The organism is Mycobacterium sp. ELW1, assembly GCF_008329905.1.
Lineage (GTDB): Bacteria > Actinomycetota > Actinomycetes > Mycobacteriales > Mycobacteriaceae > Mycobacterium.
On the sequence record NZ_CP032155.1, the window covers coordinates 3,613,898 to 3,628,699 of the forward strand.

Below are 14,802 nucleotides of genomic sequence, written 5' to 3' on the forward strand. Positions count from 1 at the left end.
ATACCTAGGTGTTATAGCTGAGTACAGAAAGCAATACTCAGCGACGAGTTCAGGAGGACAACATGGCCGGTTTCTCAGGGCGGGACGCCGTCATCGTGGGGGCGGTCCGCACGCCGATCGGCAAGGGCAAGCCCGGCGGCGCGTTGCACGGTGTGCTGCCCGCCGATCTGCTGGCGCACAGTCTCTCCGAGTTGGTCGCGCGAACCGGCGTCGACCCGGCCGAGATCGACGACGTCATCGCGGGCGCCGTGACACAGGTCGGCGACCAGGCGGTCAACATCGCCCGAAACGCGCTGCTGGGCGCGGGCTTCCCGGAGTCGGTTCCCGGGACCACGGTCGACCGGCAGTGCGGTTCGAGCCAGCAGGCGATCTCGTTCGCCGCGCAGGGCGTCATCGCGGGCGCCTACGACGTGGTGATCGCCGGTGGCGTGGAATCGATGAGCCGGGTACCGATGGGGTCGTCGGTGCTGCCGGGCAGCGATCCGTTCGGCACCCGGTTCGCCGAGCGGTATTCGGACGGCCTGGTGCCGCAGGGCATCAGCGCGGAGCTGATCGCCGCACGATGGGGACTGTCGCGCACCGAACTCGACGAGTTCTCCGCCGCCAGCCACGAGAAAGCCGCGCACGCCACCAAGGACGGCTTGTTCGACAACGAGCTGGCACCGATCGCGGGACTGCAGACCGACGAGATCATCCGTCCCGGAACGACGGTCGAGACGCTGTCCGGATTGAAGCCGGCGTTCTACAGCGAGGCGTACGCCGCGCGCTTCCCGCAGATCAACTGGGAGATCACGCCGGGCAACTCCTCACCGCTGTCCGACGGCAGTGCCGCGGTGTTGATCACCACATCGGAGGTCGCGCATCGGCACGGCTGGAAACCGTTGGCGCGCATCCACACCACGACGGTGGTGGGCTCGGATCCGCTGTACATGCTGACCGGCGTCATCCCCGCGACCGAGAAGGTGCTGGCCCGGGCCGGGCTGACACTGGCCGACATCGACCTGTTCGAAGTCAACGAGGCGTTCGCGCCGGTGGTGCTGGCGTGGGCCCGCGACACCGGAGCCGACCTGGGCAAGACGAACGTCAACGGCGGCGCGATCGCGATCGGTCACCCGCTGGGTGCCAGCGGGGCGCGCATCATGACCACGTTGGTCAACGCGCTCGAGCAGCGCGGCGGGCGCTACGGCCTGCAGACCATGTGCGAGGGCGGCGGGATGGCCAACGCCACGATCATCGAGCGGCTCTGACATGGCAACCGAGACCCGGTTCGACGGGGTTCGGCTGCGCTACGACAGCGCCAAGAGTTACGACGACCTGGTTGCCGCGCTGCTCGCCGACATCGGCGAGCAGCCGGTGCCGATCGGTGACATCGGGGCGGCCGGCGGTGACTGGCAGTCCTACCAGAAGCGCGTCGAGAAGTACGTCGGGCCAAGCGGATTCATGCTGTTCGCGTTGCTCGACCACGGCGCCTGGATCGCCAAAGCCGGCATCGAACGCAGAGTGTTGCGGGTCATCCTCGGCAACCCGTTGATCGCGATCACCATGCTTCGGCATGACGTGACGGCGGGCCTGTTCGCCCCGGTCGAACTGGTGATCCTCGACGAGGGCGACGGCAGCAGTCTGACCTACGTCAAGCCGTCGTCGTTGATGGTGGTGGAGCCGAATCCGGAGCTGCTCAGCGCCGCCGAGGCGCTCGACGCCAAGCTGGCGGCACTGGCCGCCAAGGTGACCGAGTGAGGTCGCGCCGCGGTGTCACATCGCGTAGCGGCGGACGGTTTCCGGTTCGATGATGACTCGCAGCCACTCCTCGTCGCGCATCTGCGCCAGATCCTGAGCCCGGATGGGATCGTCGAGATCCCAGTATCGGGCAGCCAAGCGCTCGACGAGTTCCCAGGCTCCGTCGGAGACCAGTGTTGTCGGACCAGCCACCGACAGCCAGCGTTCTCGCTCGCCGACCGGCGCGGCCACCACCAGGGATGCGCGCGAATCCCGGCGCAGCTGGCGCACTTTCGGGGTGTCAGCCCCGGTGAAGAGTTCGACGTGACCGGTTGTGGTCACCTCGAACCACACCGGCCGGGGCTGCGGCGGTACCGCTCCGGCGGCGGTCGAGAAGAATCCGTAGAGCGGACGCGCGAGAAACGACAGGTCTTCGCTGGTCAGCGTTTCGATGGTCATCGCTGCGCGGCTACGACCGGGTGAGCTCGAACAGCGGGATGACCCGGCTGGTCTTGGACTGGTATTCCCCGAACCCGGGAGCCTCGGCCACGACCTTCGGGTAGGCGTCGTCGCGTTCCTCGCGCGAGAATTCACGAGCGACCACGTCGTAGGCATCGGTGCCGATCTCGATGTGCGCCCGCGGGTTGGCCCGCAGATTGTGCACCCAGTCCGGATTGGTGTCGGCGCCGGCCTTGGAGCCGATGATGATCAGCTTGCCGTCGACGCGGAAGTACGCCAGCGGGGCCAGCCGCGGCTGGCCGGACTTCGCACCGGTGGTGTGCAGCAGCAGCAGCGGGCGGCCTTCGAACGGTCCGCCGACGACTCCGGCGTTGGCCCGGAATTCCTCGACGATGTTCTTGTTGAAGTCGTTCAGCGACGCAAAGTCAGGGGTTTCGGTCATGGCTTGTCCAGCTTCTCCGGCTTGAAATCTATTCCGGATTCCTTGCGCTGTTGGGCGGTGATCGGCGCAGGCGCATCGGTCAGCGGGTCGACGCCACCGCCGGACTTCGGGAATGCGATCACCTCGCGGATCGAGTCGACCCCGGCCAGCAGCGCGACGATGCGATCCCAGCCGAACGCGATGCCGCCGTGCGGCGGGGCGCCAAAGGTGAAGGCGTCCAACAGGAATCCGAACTCCCGGGCTTCGTCGTGATCGATGCCCATCATCGCGACACGCGCTGCGGGCGCCAAAGGTGAAGGCGTCCAACAGGAATCCGAACTTCTCCCGGGCTTCGTCGTGATCGATGCCCATCATCGCGAACACCCGCTCCTGCACGTCGCGGCGGTGGATACGGATCGAACCGCCGCCGATCTCGTTGCCGTTGCAGACGATGTCGTAGGCATTGGCGATCGCCGACCCGGGATCGGTGTCGAACGTCGCCTCCGACTCCGGCATCGGCGAGGTGAAGGCGTGGTGCACCGCGGTCCAGTTGCCTGACCCGACCGCGACGTCGCCGGCGGCGGTCGCATCGTCGGCCGGTTCGAACAGCGGCCACTTCACGATCCAGGTGAAGGCCCACGCGTTCGGGTCGATGAGGTCCAGCCGCTTGGCGATCTCGATGCGCGTCGCCCCGAGCAGGGCGCGGGCGCCCTTGGGGGTGCCGGCCGCGAAGAACACACAGTCGCCCGGTGCGGCACCGACGTGCGCGGCCAACCCTTCGCGTTCGGTGTCGGACAGGTTCTTGGCGACCGGGCCGCTCAACTCCCCGTCCTCACCGATCAGTACGTACGCCAAGCCCTTGTGCCCGCGCTGCTTGGCGAATTCCTGCCAGCCGTCCAGCGTGCGGCGCGGCTGCGACGCACCGCCCTGCATGACCACGGCACCGACGTAGGGCGCCTGGAACACCCGGAACGGCGTGTCCTTGAAGTACTCGGTGCACTCGACGAGTTCGACGGCGAACCGCAGATCGGGCTTGTCGGTACCGAATCGGCCCATCGCCTCGTCGTAACACATCCGCGGAATCGGCGTCGGGAGGTCGTAGCCGATCGTGGACCACACGGCCCGCAGCACTTCTTCGGAGACCGCGATGACGTCGTCGGCGTCGACGAAGCTCATCTCCATGTCGAGTTGGGTGAACTCCGGCTGGCGGTCGGCGCGGAAATCCTCGTCGCGGTAGCACCGCGCGATCTGGTAGTAGCGCTCCATGCCCGCGACCATCAGCAGCTGCTTGAACAGCTGCGGACTCTGCGGCAGCGCGTAGAACGAACCGGGCTGCAGCCGGGCCGGCACCAGGAAGTCGCGCGCCCCCTCCGGCGTCGATCGGGTCAGCGTCGGGGTCTCGATCTCGACGAAGTCGTGGGCGGCCAGCACCGAGCGCGCGGCCGCATTCACCTTGGAGCGCAACCGGATTGCGTCACCGGGACCGCCGTGCCGGCGCATGTCGAGATAGCGGTATTTCAGCCGGGCTTCTTCGCCCGCCTGCTCGTCGAGCTGGAACGGCAGCGGGGCGCTCTCCCCCAGCACCGTCAGCGCTGTCGCGTTGACTTCGATCTCGCCGGTGGGGATTTCGGCATTGGCGTTGCCCTCGGGGCGGATACCGACGACGCCCTCGACGGCGACGCAGAACTCGGCGCGCAGCCGGTGCGCCTGCGCGAGCACGTCGGCATCGTGGAACACCACCTGCGAGACACCTGACGCGTCACGCAGATCGATGAAGATGACGCCGCCGTGGTCGCGCCGGGTGGACACCCAGCCGGCCAGCGTGACCGTCTGTCCGGCGTCGGAGGCCCGCAACGAACCGGCGGCGTGACTGCGCAGCACACAAACTCCTGAAAATCGAGAAACGGATGTAAAGGAAATCGAGGGTTCAGTCTATGAGGTGGACCCGACCGGACATACGTCACCTCGGTGTATGGTCAGCGCGGAGGTAGCCCCGATGACCACGATGTATCCCTGTGAGCGCGTCGATCTGACGTTCATTCGCGACGCGAAGTTCCGCTACTCCAACAGCGTGGACCTCGCCATCACACCTGAGCAGCTGTTCGAGGTCCTCTCCGACGCGGACTCCTGGCCGCAGTGGGCCAAGGTCATCACCGGGGTCACCTGGACCAGCCCCAAGCCGTACGGCATCGGCACCACACGCACGGTCAACATGCTCGGCGGACTGGTGGGTGACGAGGAGTTCCTGGCCTGGGAGCCCTACACCTACCTGGCGTTTCGGTTCAACACCTGCTCCAACAAGGTGGTGGCCGCCTTCGCCGAGGAGTACCGCGTGGAGGAGACGCCGGGTGGCTGCCGGCTGACCTGGACGGTGGCACAGAAGGCGAACGGCCCGGCCCGGTTCGGGCTCATCGTGGGCGGCCCGCTGATGAATCTGTCGTTCCGGTGGTTCCTGGCCAATCTGCGCCGCTACACCGACAAGCGGTTCCACTAGTACAGCCCGGCCCAGACCTCCCTGCGCAGCGCGTCGGGGTCGTCGACCGAGACGTCGCGGTTGGAACGGATGACGCGGGTAGCGCGCCGCACGGAGTCGTAGCGGGGCCAATCTTCCAATTCGCCGTGGGTGGCGAAGTTCAGCCAGGTGCGCTGCATCCGGCGACCCACCGCGGGCTGCACGTGACGGCCGAGCGGGTGGATTTTGCGGCCCAGATATGAGCCGTAGCTGTGCTGGATGTGCACGATCTCGCTGCCGTGGGTGGCGCCGAGGCCCAGCATCCGCAAGGTCCACGTGGTGTGGTCGAACCGGTATACGTGTGTGGTGGCGTGCGGACTGTACGCGTCGGCGAAGGCCCACGTCGGCGCGCCGAACATGACGTCGGATCCCACGGCGATCTGCGCCCGCCGGCGCGGATAGTCCGGATAGCCGGCCAGCACCCGGTTCCGCGCGCCCGGCGCGACCCGGTCGAAATAGGCGTCGATCCCGTCGGTGGTGGTCGGCAGCATCGGCGGTTTGGACCACGCGAACATCGACGCCTCGTGGCTGTTGGTCCCGATGATCAGCGGCACCGGATTGACCTCGCCGGCCCGCGCCGCGTCGATCGGATGCCGCGGCAACAGGTCCACGCCGTAGGTGAGCCCGTAGGCCAGCGTCGGGGTGGCCTCGGCGCTGCGGCGCTGCATCTCCCCCGCGGCGCGGCGCAGCACCCGCTGCGGCAGCACCGGGAACGCGGCGGGATCGGCGCCGACGAGGTCGACGAATTCATGGGCGCGCTTGGCCCGGGTCGCCCGGTCGGCGATGAGCGGCAGCGCCGGGCTCTGCGCGATTGCACGGGCGAACAATCCCTCGCCGGCCGGGCTCGCGAGCAGGGCCAGCACCGATGTCGCCCCGGCCGACTCGCCGAAGATCGTGACGCGCTGCGGGTCTCCGCCGAAGGCGGCGATGTTGTCCTGCACCCAGCGCAGCGCCGCGATCTGGTCGCGCAGGCACAGGTTGTCGGAGAATCCGGCACCGAGATCGCCCAGTTCGAAACCGCCGAACACGCCGAGCCGGTAGGTCACGTTGACCACGACGACGTCACCGTTGGCGGCCAGCCGGGACCCGTTGTAGAGCTGCAACTGTCCAGCGCCGTACACGAAGGCGCCGCCGGGAATCCAGACCATGACCGGCAGCGGGGTGTCGGTGGCCGGCGCCCAGATCGTCAGGGTCAGGCAGGCTTCGTCCCGGATCTTCGGGTCGTCGCGTCCACCGCCGACGAACGAGCGGCCCTGTGGCGGCACGGGTCCGTGCTCGACGGCGTCGCGTACCCCGGCCCACGGTTGCACGGGGGCGGGAGCGCGAAAACGGCGCTCTCCGATGGGTTGTTCGGCGTAGGGGATGCCGCGCCAGACCCGCACACCGCTTTCGGTGGTTCCGCGCAATGCACCCAGGGTGGTGTAAGCCACGGTCGACGGATCCGCGACGACGGTCACGACGAAATCGTAGTGTGGCAAGGTGAACGCGGTGGGTAACCGCACCTCAAGTTCCGATCTCGGGGAGTGCTGATGACCTTTAACGAGGGAATGCAGATCGACACCAGCACCACCTCGACCGGTGGTGGCGGCGGTCGGGGCATCGCGATCGGCGGTGGTCTGGGCGGCCTGGTGGTGGTGCTGCTCGCGGTGTTCCTCGGTATCGATCCGAGCCAGGTCACCACTCCGCAGCAGACCCTGCCGCCCGGTGCCGAGCAGTCGGGCTACGACCTGAGTAAGTGCAAGACGGGCGCCGACGCCAACCAGTACGTCGAATGCCGCGTGGTGGCCACCGGCAACTCCGTCGACGGTGTGTGGAGCGACCTGCTCAAGGGCTACACCCGGCCGAAGATGATGTTGTTCAAGAATCAGGTGCAGACCGGATGCGGCCCGGCGACCAGCGATGTCGGACCGTTCTACTGCCCGGTGGACAAGACCGCGTACTTCGACACCGATTTCTTCGATGTTCTCAAGACCCGATTCGGTTCCAGCGGTGGGCCGTTGGCGCAGGAGTACGTGGTGGCCCACGAGTACGGCCACCATGTACAAAACCTGCTCGGCGTACTCGGCCGCGCCCAGCAGGGGGCGCAGGGCGCCACCGGCGGCAGTGTGCGCACCGAGCTTCAAGCCGACTGCTACGCCGGTGTGTGGGCGCACTACGCGGCCATCACCAAGCAGCCCGGCACCGACGTGACCTACCTGGAACCGTTGACCGATAAGGACATTGCCGACGCGCTGTCGGCGGCAGCGTCGGTGGGTGACGACCGGATCCAGAAGCAGGCCACCGGGCGGGTCAATCCCGAACAGTGGACGCACGGTTCGTCGGCCGAACGACAGAAGTGGTTCACCACCGGCTATCAGACCGGTGACCCCAAGCAGTGCGATACGTTCAGGGCCGGCGATCTGGGCTAGGCAGCTCGGCGCTCACCTCGGCCCGCTCGGGATCGAAGCTGAAATAGCCTGCGATCGCCGCGGTTTCGGGCAGCGGGTCGTCGTAGCTCCACGCCACGTCGTCGACGTCACCGGCGGCCCAATAGGTGGCATATCCCTTGTAGTTGCAGTAACTCGAGGTGTCCGTTCGGCGCAGCAGGCCGGTGCGCACATGGTTCGGCGCAACGTAAAGCCGTGGCGCCAGCGCGGTTTCGAACACGATCACGGTGTCGTCGGTGTCCACCAGTACCTCGCCGCCGACCAGCACCCGTAGCCGGCGGCGGGTGGGCCGGCAGTCCACCCGGTGGTACGGGTTGGGCGGATAGTGCACCAGGGTGCGGCCCTCCTCCACCCAGGTGTCGACGGCATCCCACGGAACCCGCACATAGCCGGGCGCTTCGGGCTCGGGTTCGGTTGGCAGATCGGCTGTTTCGCCGCTCGGGAAGGCGTAACTCAGCGGCGCCCCGGCGCGGTGGACCAGCAGCGCGTTCTCGGTGTCGATGACGGTCTGCCCGTCGCGCACCGCCTGCACCCGGCGCGGGTGCGGCTCGACGTAGACGATCGGATCTGCCACCGGCGCGGAGAACCAGCCGATCCGGTCCGGACCGAGCGGGCCGCGGCCGGCGACCAGACTCATCGGAGCGCTAGATCCGTGCTTCGGCGGCGATCGCGTTGTCGGAGGTCCGAAGCGGCCGGATCAACGCATCCTGGGTGAAGGACGCGATCAGCTCACCCTCCTCGGTGTGCACCGCGCCACGAATGTAGGACATGCCGGCACCCACCTGGGTGCTTTCGTGGGTGTAGAGCAGCCAGCCGGTCCAGCTCACCGGCTCGTGGAAGCTGACCGTGACCGTCATCGGCGCGGTCGACACCGTGAAGTGCGACTGCGCGGTGCCGATCCCTTCGTGCGCGCGCATGGTCGTCGAGATACCGAGATGCCCGGTGAAGTAGGCGATCAGGGCCTTGGCCAGATCGTCGCGAGCCGGAATGGGGTCGTAGTGCAGCCAGGCGTAGACCTCCGGCGGCCCGACCTCGTCGGGGCTGTTGATGTCGATGACGTCGACGAGCTTGACTTGCCTTCCGTCCATGGGCATTTCGCACACGTTGGACTCACCGGGCCCGGCCACCTGCGGACGTGGCAGGTGGTGGCGGATCACGTCCGGGGTGGGCACGTCGGCCAGCACCGTGAACGTCATGCACCGCTTGCCGTTCTGCGACGCGGTGATGATCGCCGAGGCTGTCGAGCGTCCTTCAGAGACGACGTCGATGTCGAGGATGACCGGCGGTCCTACCAGGACCGCGCGGGCGAAGACACTGTGGACCGAGCGAATCGATTTGCCGCCAAACCGTTTTGCGGCCGCAACGATCACCTGGGCGAGCACCTGGGTGCCCTCGACGACCTGCCGTTCGTCGGCGTCGGCGATGCCGGTCGGGGCGATGTAGCGATCCTGGCTGTCGGCTTCCACGTCGAAGAGTTCGAGCAGCCGCGCCACCGTCCACGGGTTCTGAACGGCTTCCCCGGAATTCGCAGTCATGTGTTCCTCACCTTGTCGCATTCCAAGACGGTAACGTCATTCTCGTCACTGTAACCCGACCGATAAGCTGACCCGATGGCCAAGGCCAACGAACGATCGCCCGAGGCGGTACGCGCCGATCCGGACTCCCGGGAGAGCCGCTTCATGCGCTCAGCGCTGTCGATCCTGGCCGAGACGGGCCGCACCGACTTCACCGTCCTCGAGGTCGTCGAGCGCTCAAAGACGTCGTTGCGTTCGTTCTACCAGCACTTTTCCACCAAGGATGAGCTGCTACTGGCGTTGATCGACACGATCATGGCCGAGTCGACCAGGCACTGGCGCACCGAGACCGATGCACTGCCCGCCGCCGAGGCGATGCGCGTGTTGATCGACCGCATCTGCACCCCGGCCGAATCCACCAAGCAGGACAGCATCAACCGCGGCCTGACCTACTACAACGACCACCTCGCCGAGTCGCTGCCGCGGGAGTACGCCCGGGTGCTGTCGCCGCTGCACGAGTTGATCGGCGAAATCCTGAACCGCGGCATCGACGAGGGCAGCTTCCGGCCGGGCCTCGAGGTGGAGACCACGGCGGCGTTGATCATGCAGGCGGTGCTCGGAGCCATGCGACTGCGGAGCCTGGGCGCCGAACTCAACGGGGTGCCCATCGACGGCGAGCACATCTACGAATTCTGTGTCCGCGGCCTGCTGCCCTGACTCGTCTTCGCTGCTAGACCACCCTTTTACGACCAACCTGTCGGCCCGTCTACCGTCGTGGTAACGTCATTACCGTTATCGACCAATCAGACTCTCTGGAGGCGGACATGCCCTCGCGCGAGCTTCCCTATCCCGTGTTCGACGCCGACAATCACTTTTACGAGCCGAAGGAAGCGCTGACGCAATTCCTGCCGGACAACCGCAAGGGCGTCATCGACTACATCGATGTCCACGGCCGCACCAAGATCGTGGTGCGCAACACGATCAGTGACTACATCCCCAACCCGACCTTCGAGGTCGTCGCCCGCCCGGGCGCGCAGGAGGAGTACTTCAAGCACGGCAGCGGCGGCAAGAGTTTCCGCGAGATCATGGGCAAGCCGATGAAGGCCATCCCCGCCTTCCGCAATCCCGAGGCGCGCCTCGAGGTGCTCGACGGGCTGGGCCTGGACTACACGATCATGTTCCCGACCCTGGCCAGCCTGGTCGAGGAACGCCTCAAGGACGACCCGGACCTGATCCTCGACATCATCCACGCGCTGAACCAGTGGATGTATGAGACGTGGCAGTTCAACTACGAGGGCCGGATCTTCTCCACCCCGGTCATCGACCTGGCTGTCGTCGACCGCGCGCTCGAAGAACTCGAATGGTGCCTGGAGCGCGGCGCCAAAACGGTGCTGGTGCGGCCCGCCCCGGTGCCCGGCTACCGCGGAACCCGCTCGCTCGGCCTGCCGGAGTTCGATCCGTTCTGGGACGCCTGCGTCAAGGCCGGCATCCCGGTGTGCATGCACGCCTCGGACAGTGGCTACGCCGCTTACCTCAACGACTGGGAGCCCGCCGACGAGTTCCTGCCGTTCAAGCCGACGGCGTTCCGGATGGTGTCGATGGGCAAGCGACCCATCGAGGACACCATGGCGGCGCTGGTGTGCCACGGTGCGCTGACCCGCAACCCGGATCTGCGCATCCTGTCGATCGAGAACGGCGCGTCGTGGGTGCCCTACCTGTTCTATCAATTCAAAGACGTGTATTCGAAGATGCCGCAAGAGTTTCCCGAAGACCCGATCGAGGCGTTCAAGCGGGCCGTCTACGTGGCACCGTTCTGGGAGGACGACTTCAAGAAGATGTCGGAGCTGTGCGGTGTCGACCGCATCATCTTCGGCTCGGACTGGCCGCATCCCGAAGGCCTCGCCGATCCGATCAACCTCGTCGACGACCTGCAAGCTCAGGGCCTGACTGAGGAAGAGCAGCGAAAGGTGATGGGCGGCAATCTGGTCGACCTGTTCAACGTGCCCAACGTCTCGGTCCACAAGCCCGACGTCCCTGCGCTTGTCATCGCATGACAGGAATCGCCAATCCCGAACAGATGCTGTTCGCATCGACGACGCAGGCCTTCCTGGAGAAGGAGGCGTCGCTGACCCGGGTGCGTGAACTGCACGCCTCGGATACCTCGTTCGACGGCGCCTGGTGGCAGCGCGCAGCCGAGCTGGGCTGGGCCAGCCTGCTGGTGCCCGAAGATCTTGGCGGCGGGAGTGTTTCGGGCGACGGTGTGGCCGATCTGGCGTTGGTGGCCGAGCAGATCGGACACAGCGTGGCACCCGGTCCGCTGCATCCGGTCAGCGTCGTGCTGGCGGGTCTGGTCGAGGCGCCGGAGGGACACGGCGACACCATCGACGCGCTGGTCTCCGGTGAACTGGTGGCGTCGTGGGCGGTCTACGAACCAGGCCTGCCGCTGAGCCCGCTGCAGCCCGGTGTCACCGCGACGCGTACCGGATCCGGTTACCGCATCGACGGGGTGAAGGACCGTGTCGAAGCGGGCACCGACGCGGACATCTTCCTGGTGGTCGCCGATCTTGACGGCAGTCCTCGCCAGTTCCTCGTTCCCACCGACCGCGCAACAGTCACCGAGCAACGCTCGGTCGACATGGTGAAGCGTTACGCCCGAGTGCAATTCGACGGTGTCGAGGTCGACGAGTCCGCGGTGGTCGGCGAAGCCGCGCAGACGCCGGCGATCATCGAGCGGCAGCGGCAGGTCGCGCTGGTGCTGCAGTGCGCAGAGATCGTCGGGATCCTGGAGACCGTGCTGGCGATGACGACGCAGTGGATGTTCGACCGCCACAGTTTCGGCAGACCGCTGGCCTCCTATCAGGCGCTCAAGCATCGGCTCGCGGACATGAAGATGTGGTTCGAGGCGTGCCGGGCGACGACGGCGGGCGCGGTGGCCGCGGTGTCGCAGCGCTCGGATGACGCCGCCCTCCTGGTCAGCGTGGCCAAAGCCTATGTGGCCGAACGAGCCCCGGTGATGCTGCAGGATTGCGTGCAGCTGCATGGCGGCATCGGCGTCACCTGGGAACACGACCTGCACCTGTTCCTGCGCCGTACTGCGCTGTACCGCGCGCTGTACGGTTCGCCGGAGGAGCACCACCGTGCGGTGTATGCGTTGAGCGCGGGCCCGAAGGAGGCTTCGGCATGACCGAAACCACGATCTCCACAGCCACCGAGTCGGTCGCGGATTTCGCCGCCAGGGCACGCGCCTGGCTGGCCGAGAACATGCCGACCATCGATCCCGATCATCCGCCATTCTCGGTGCGCGCCGAACAAGCCTCCTGGGATCACGCCAAGGAACTCCAGAAGCGGTTGTACGAGGGCGGATTCGCCGGTATCTGCTTTCCCCGTGAATACGGCGGGCTGGGTCTGGATCACGCGTACCAGAAGGCGTTCGACGCCGAGTGCCGCGGCTACGAGATGCCGCTGATCCTCAATGTGCCGACCTTCACGATCTGCGCGGCAACCATCTTGGACATGGGCACCGAAACCCAGAAACGCGAACGTATTTCGGCAGCGATCCGCGGTGACGAGATCCTCTGCCAGCTACTGAGCGAACCGAGCGGAGGCTCCGATCTGGCCGGCGTGATCACGCGTGCCGATCGCCGTGGTGACACCTGGGTCGTCAACGGCGCCAAGACGTGGAGCACCAGCGCCTTCGCTGCCGACTACGGTCTGATGCTGGCGCGGACCGACTGGACTGTGCCCAAGCACGAGGGCCTGACCATGTTCCTGGTCCCGTTGAACTCCCCCGGCATCACGATGCGCAGGATCAAAGAGGTCAACGGCAACGAAGAGTTCTGTGAAGAGTTCTTCGACGGCCTGGAGCTGGGCGATGACGCCGTGGTCGGCGAGGTCAACAACGGCTGGGAAGTGGCGTCCCGCCAGCTGTTTCACGAACGTCGCGCCGTCGGCGGCGGATCGGAGTTCGCCAGCGGTATCGGCGCGGAGAACGCCAGTGAAATGCCGCCCGACCACATCGGCCTGATCGAGCGCACCGGACAGGCCGACGATCCGGCCGCTCAAGAGCGCGCGGGGCGTGCACTGGTCCGCCGCACCGTCAAGGAACAGCTGATCAACCATGTCGGGCGGGCGATCGGCAACGGCTCACTACCGCCGAACGCCGGCACCTTGATTCGGCTGTTCCACGCCGAGACCACCGAACTCGAGGTCGACACCGCGCTGGCGCTCGCCGGCACCGCCGGTGTCGTCGACGAGGGCGGAGAGTTGTCCGACCTGGCCGATATCGGAGTGCGGTATCTGTCGCGGCAGACCGGCTCGCTCGGCGGCGGTAGCAGCGAGATGGCTCGCAACGTGATCGCCGAGCGCATCCTCGGGTTCCCCCGTGAACTGGCCGCCGACAAGGGTGTGCCGTTCAATCAGGTCAAGCGCGGCCGGACCTAGGCGCCGAAGCTCACAGTCGGAGATTCGACGTCCCGAGGCCTGCGACGCCGGCGTGGGCAAAGGCGGACCATAAGCCGCGCACCCTCCGCGCCAGATTCGTGTCGATGGCGTGGGGCGCCGAGCCGAGCATCGGCGCATCGGTCCACGCCGGCGAAGCGAACAACAGCGGCAGCTCGATACAGTGACACGCGCCCAGTGGTGCGCCTGGCGGCGACCAGTCGACGCTGTACGTTGCGGCGTTGCCGCCGTTCGATTTCCAGGTATCGGCCAGTCCGAGCGTGGGCGCACCGAAGATCCGCCGCGTCATGACGGCGCCGACGGGCCGGGTCAGGCCGAGCCGCTGGAGCTTTCGGGTACGCGGGTTCATCGCCAGGAACGGGCGCGCGTCATCGCGCGTGTAGCCCACGAGTATGTCTATGCGCGGGGCGACTTCGGCGAGGCGGCGGTGTGTGTCCGCCGCGGCGGGCAGTGGGTCCAGGCCCGCGATCGGCGCGAACGGCAGTCCACTGCACAATCCGAAGCTCTGCGCGGCTGCCACAGCAGCGGTTTGAGCGTCGAGCAGATTCTCTACGCCGGCGTCCTCGGCGGCGATGCCGCCGAGCGCCTCGGCCACGGCAACACGCATCGCCGCGGTCATCGACTCTCTCCCGTCACGCAGACCGAGGGGTGCGCTCTGGATGATGGCCCGATTGAACAAGCCGGTCGTCTCCGAGCTGAGGATCAGGTTGAAAACCGAGTCGCCACCGGCTGACTGGCCGAAAATCGTTACCCGCGAGGGATCCCCGCCGAAGTCTGCGATGTGTCGCTGGACCCACTGCAGCGCGGCGATCTGGTCCCGCAGGCCCAGGTTGGCATCCGCGCCGGCCCGGGGGTTGAGGTAGCCGAAGATACCGAGGCGGTAACTGACTCTGACGACGACAACGCGTCCCTCGGCGACCAGGAGATCGGGGTCATACTTGGGCGCCTCTCCACTACCCGACATGTACGCCCCACCGTGAAACCACACCATCACCGGAAGTTGGTGAGCGTCGCTGGGTGCCGTGATGCTGAGTACCTGGCACGCCTCGCTCTGCGCCAGACCGTCGAGGACGGGGCCGGTCACGAAATCCAGGCGAGAAGGCAGCTGGGGGCATGCCGGACCGCGGCGAGTCGCATCGTGAACGTCGCGGTGCGGCGGCGCGAGGACGGGTGCGGCGAACCGTTCGGCGGTCGCGTAGACGATCCCGCGCGCGGACACGCGCAGGCCGTCGTCCTCGACGAGCAATGGCCCACATCCGGCGGCAAGTACTCGGTGCGCCACGGAGTAACCGTACC

Annotated in this window: 14 protein-coding genes and 1 pseudogene; 8 read left to right on the forward strand and 7 right to left on the reverse strand. The window is 66.9% G+C overall.

Features of this window, described 5'->3' with window-relative positions; all coding sequences use genetic code 11:
- The first annotated feature begins 62 nt into the window (after positions 1-62).
- Together D3H54_RS17040 and D3H54_RS17045 are read left to right on the forward strand one after the other, a co-directional pair.
- On the forward strand, positions 63-1,247 hold the full coding sequence (locus D3H54_RS17040) for a thiolase family protein (protein ID WP_149380052.1): 1,185 nt from the start codon (positions 63-65) through the stop codon (positions 1,245-1,247).
- A gap of 1 nt (position 1,248) precedes the next feature.
- Positions 1,249-1,737 (forward strand): DUF302 domain-containing protein, encoded by a 489-nt coding sequence (locus tag D3H54_RS17045; RefSeq protein WP_149380053.1) that lies wholly within the window; start codon positions 1,249-1,251, stop codon positions 1,735-1,737.
- Positions 1,738-1,752: 15 nt separating this feature from the next.
- Here D3H54_RS17045 and D3H54_RS17050 read toward each other — a convergent pair whose 3' ends face one another.
- The 3 genes and pseudogenes from D3H54_RS17050 to aspS form a co-directional block, all read right to left on the reverse strand.
- On the reverse strand, positions 1,753-2,175 hold the full coding sequence (locus tag D3H54_RS17050; RefSeq protein ID WP_149380054.1) for a pyridoxamine 5'-phosphate oxidase family protein: 423 nt from the start codon (positions 2,173-2,175) through the stop codon (positions 1,753-1,755).
- Positions 2,176-2,185: 10 nt separating this feature from the next.
- The gene (locus D3H54_RS17055) at positions 2,186-2,617 is read right to left on the reverse strand and encodes a nitroreductase family deazaflavin-dependent oxidoreductase (protein ID WP_149380055.1); all 432 of its coding nucleotides are present in this window, start codon (positions 2,615-2,617) and stop codon (positions 2,186-2,188) included.
- A pseudogene (gene aspS, locus D3H54_RS17060) lies at positions 2,614-4,477 on the reverse strand (aspartate--tRNA ligase). Before aspS ends, D3H54_RS17055 begins: the two are co-directional and overlap by 4 nt.
- A gap of 124 nt (positions 4,478-4,601) precedes the next feature.
- Here aspS and D3H54_RS17065 point away from each other — a divergent pair.
- Positions 4,602-5,090 (forward strand): SRPBCC family protein, encoded by a 489-nt coding sequence (locus D3H54_RS17065; RefSeq protein ID WP_149383584.1) that lies wholly within the window; start codon positions 4,602-4,604, stop codon positions 5,088-5,090.
- Here D3H54_RS17065 and D3H54_RS17070 read toward each other — a convergent pair.
- On the reverse strand, positions 5,087-6,565 hold the full coding sequence (locus D3H54_RS17070) for a carboxylesterase/lipase family protein (RefSeq protein WP_149380056.1): 1,479 nt from the start codon (positions 6,563-6,565) through the stop codon (positions 5,087-5,089). The genes D3H54_RS17065 and D3H54_RS17070 overlap by 4 nt on opposite strands.
- 72 nt (positions 6,566-6,637) lie before the next feature.
- Here D3H54_RS17070 and ypfJ point away from each other — a divergent pair, with 72 nt between their 5' ends.
- Complete coding sequence (ypfJ, locus tag D3H54_RS17075) at positions 6,638-7,516, forward strand: KPN_02809 family neutral zinc metallopeptidase (protein WP_149380057.1); 879 nt, start codon at positions 6,638-6,640, stop codon at positions 7,514-7,516.
- Here the strand turns inward: ypfJ and D3H54_RS17080 are convergent.
- Entirely contained in the window at positions 7,494-8,171 is a 678-nt protein-coding gene (locus tag D3H54_RS17080; RefSeq protein WP_149380058.1) for a DUF427 domain-containing protein, read from the reverse strand. The two genes, ypfJ and D3H54_RS17080, sit on opposite strands and share 23 nt — an antisense overlap.
- Before the next feature lie 7 nt (positions 8,172-8,178).
- Positions 8,179-9,069 carry an acyl-CoA thioesterase gene (locus tag D3H54_RS17085; RefSeq protein WP_149380059.1) on the reverse strand — a complete coding sequence of 297 codons (891 nt, stop codon included), beginning with the start codon at positions 9,067-9,069 and terminating at the stop codon, positions 8,179-8,181.
- Between the two features lie 75 nt (positions 9,070-9,144).
- On the opposite strand from D3H54_RS17085, the gene D3H54_RS17090 reads away from it, so the two are divergent.
- The 4 genes from D3H54_RS17090 to D3H54_RS17105 all read left to right on the forward strand — a co-directional run bounded on the left by D3H54_RS17090 (position 9,145) and on the right by D3H54_RS17105 (position 13,488).
- Positions 9,145-9,765 carry a TetR/AcrR family transcriptional regulator gene (locus D3H54_RS17090; protein ID WP_115319665.1) on the forward strand — a complete coding sequence of 207 codons (621 nt, stop codon included), beginning with the start codon at positions 9,145-9,147 and terminating at the stop codon, positions 9,763-9,765.
- A gap of 107 nt (positions 9,766-9,872) precedes the next feature.
- Positions 9,873-11,102 (forward strand): amidohydrolase family protein, encoded by a 1,230-nt coding sequence (locus tag D3H54_RS17095; RefSeq protein ID WP_115319664.1) that lies wholly within the window; start codon positions 9,873-9,875, stop codon positions 11,100-11,102.
- Entirely contained in the window at positions 11,099-12,232 is a 1,134-nt protein-coding gene (locus D3H54_RS17100) for an acyl-CoA dehydrogenase family protein (RefSeq protein WP_149380060.1), read from the forward strand. The genes D3H54_RS17095 and D3H54_RS17100 overlap by 4 nt, the downstream gene beginning before the upstream one ends.
- The gene (locus D3H54_RS17105; protein WP_149380061.1) at positions 12,229-13,488 is read left to right on the forward strand and encodes an acyl-CoA dehydrogenase family protein; all 1,260 of its coding nucleotides are present in this window, start codon (positions 12,229-12,231) and stop codon (positions 13,486-13,488) included. Before D3H54_RS17100 ends, D3H54_RS17105 begins: the two co-directional genes overlap by 4 nt.
- A 10-nt stretch (positions 13,489-13,498) precedes the next feature.
- Here D3H54_RS17105 and D3H54_RS17110 read toward each other — a convergent pair whose 3' ends face one another.
- A complete protein-coding gene (locus tag D3H54_RS17110; RefSeq protein ID WP_149380062.1) occupies positions 13,499-14,788 on the reverse strand; it encodes a carboxylesterase family protein in 1,290 nt (429 codons plus the stop codon).
- Positions 14,789-14,802 lie beyond the last annotated feature (14 nt).

Coding starts and splice junctions, on each gene's coding strand:
- D3H54_RS17040 (WP_149380052.1), top strand. CDS start 63: ATGGCCGGTTTCTCAGGGCGGGACGCCGTCATCGTGGGGGCGGTCCGC.
- D3H54_RS17045 (WP_149380053.1), top strand. CDS start 1,249: ATGGCAACCGAGACCCGGTTCGACGGGGTTCGGCTGCGCTACGACAGC.
- D3H54_RS17050 (WP_149380054.1), bottom strand. CDS start 2,175: ATGACCATCGAAACGCTGACCAGCGAAGACCTGTCGTTTCTCGCGCGT.
- D3H54_RS17055 (WP_149380055.1), bottom strand. CDS start 2,617: ATGACCGAAACCCCTGACTTTGCGTCGCTGAACGACTTCAACAAGAAC.
- D3H54_RS17065 (WP_149383584.1), top strand. CDS start 4,602: ATGTATCCCTGTGAGCGCGTCGATCTGACGTTCATTCGCGACGCGAAG.
- ypfJ (WP_149380057.1), top strand. CDS start 6,638: ATGACCTTTAACGAGGGAATGCAGATCGACACCAGCACCACCTCGACC.
- D3H54_RS17080 (WP_149380058.1), bottom strand. CDS start 8,171: ATGAGTCTGGTCGCCGGCCGCGGCCCGCTCGGTCCGGACCGGATCGGC.
- D3H54_RS17085 (WP_149380059.1), bottom strand. CDS start 9,069: ATGACTGCGAATTCCGGGGAAGCCGTTCAGAACCCGTGGACGGTGGCG.
- D3H54_RS17090 (WP_115319665.1), top strand. CDS start 9,145: ATGGCCAAGGCCAACGAACGATCGCCCGAGGCGGTACGCGCCGATCCG.
- D3H54_RS17095 (WP_115319664.1), top strand. CDS start 9,873: ATGCCCTCGCGCGAGCTTCCCTATCCCGTGTTCGACGCCGACAATCAC.
- D3H54_RS17100 (WP_149380060.1), top strand. CDS start 11,099: ATGACAGGAATCGCCAATCCCGAACAGATGCTGTTCGCATCGACGACG.
- D3H54_RS17105 (WP_149380061.1), top strand. CDS start 12,229: ATGACCGAAACCACGATCTCCACAGCCACCGAGTCGGTCGCGGATTTC.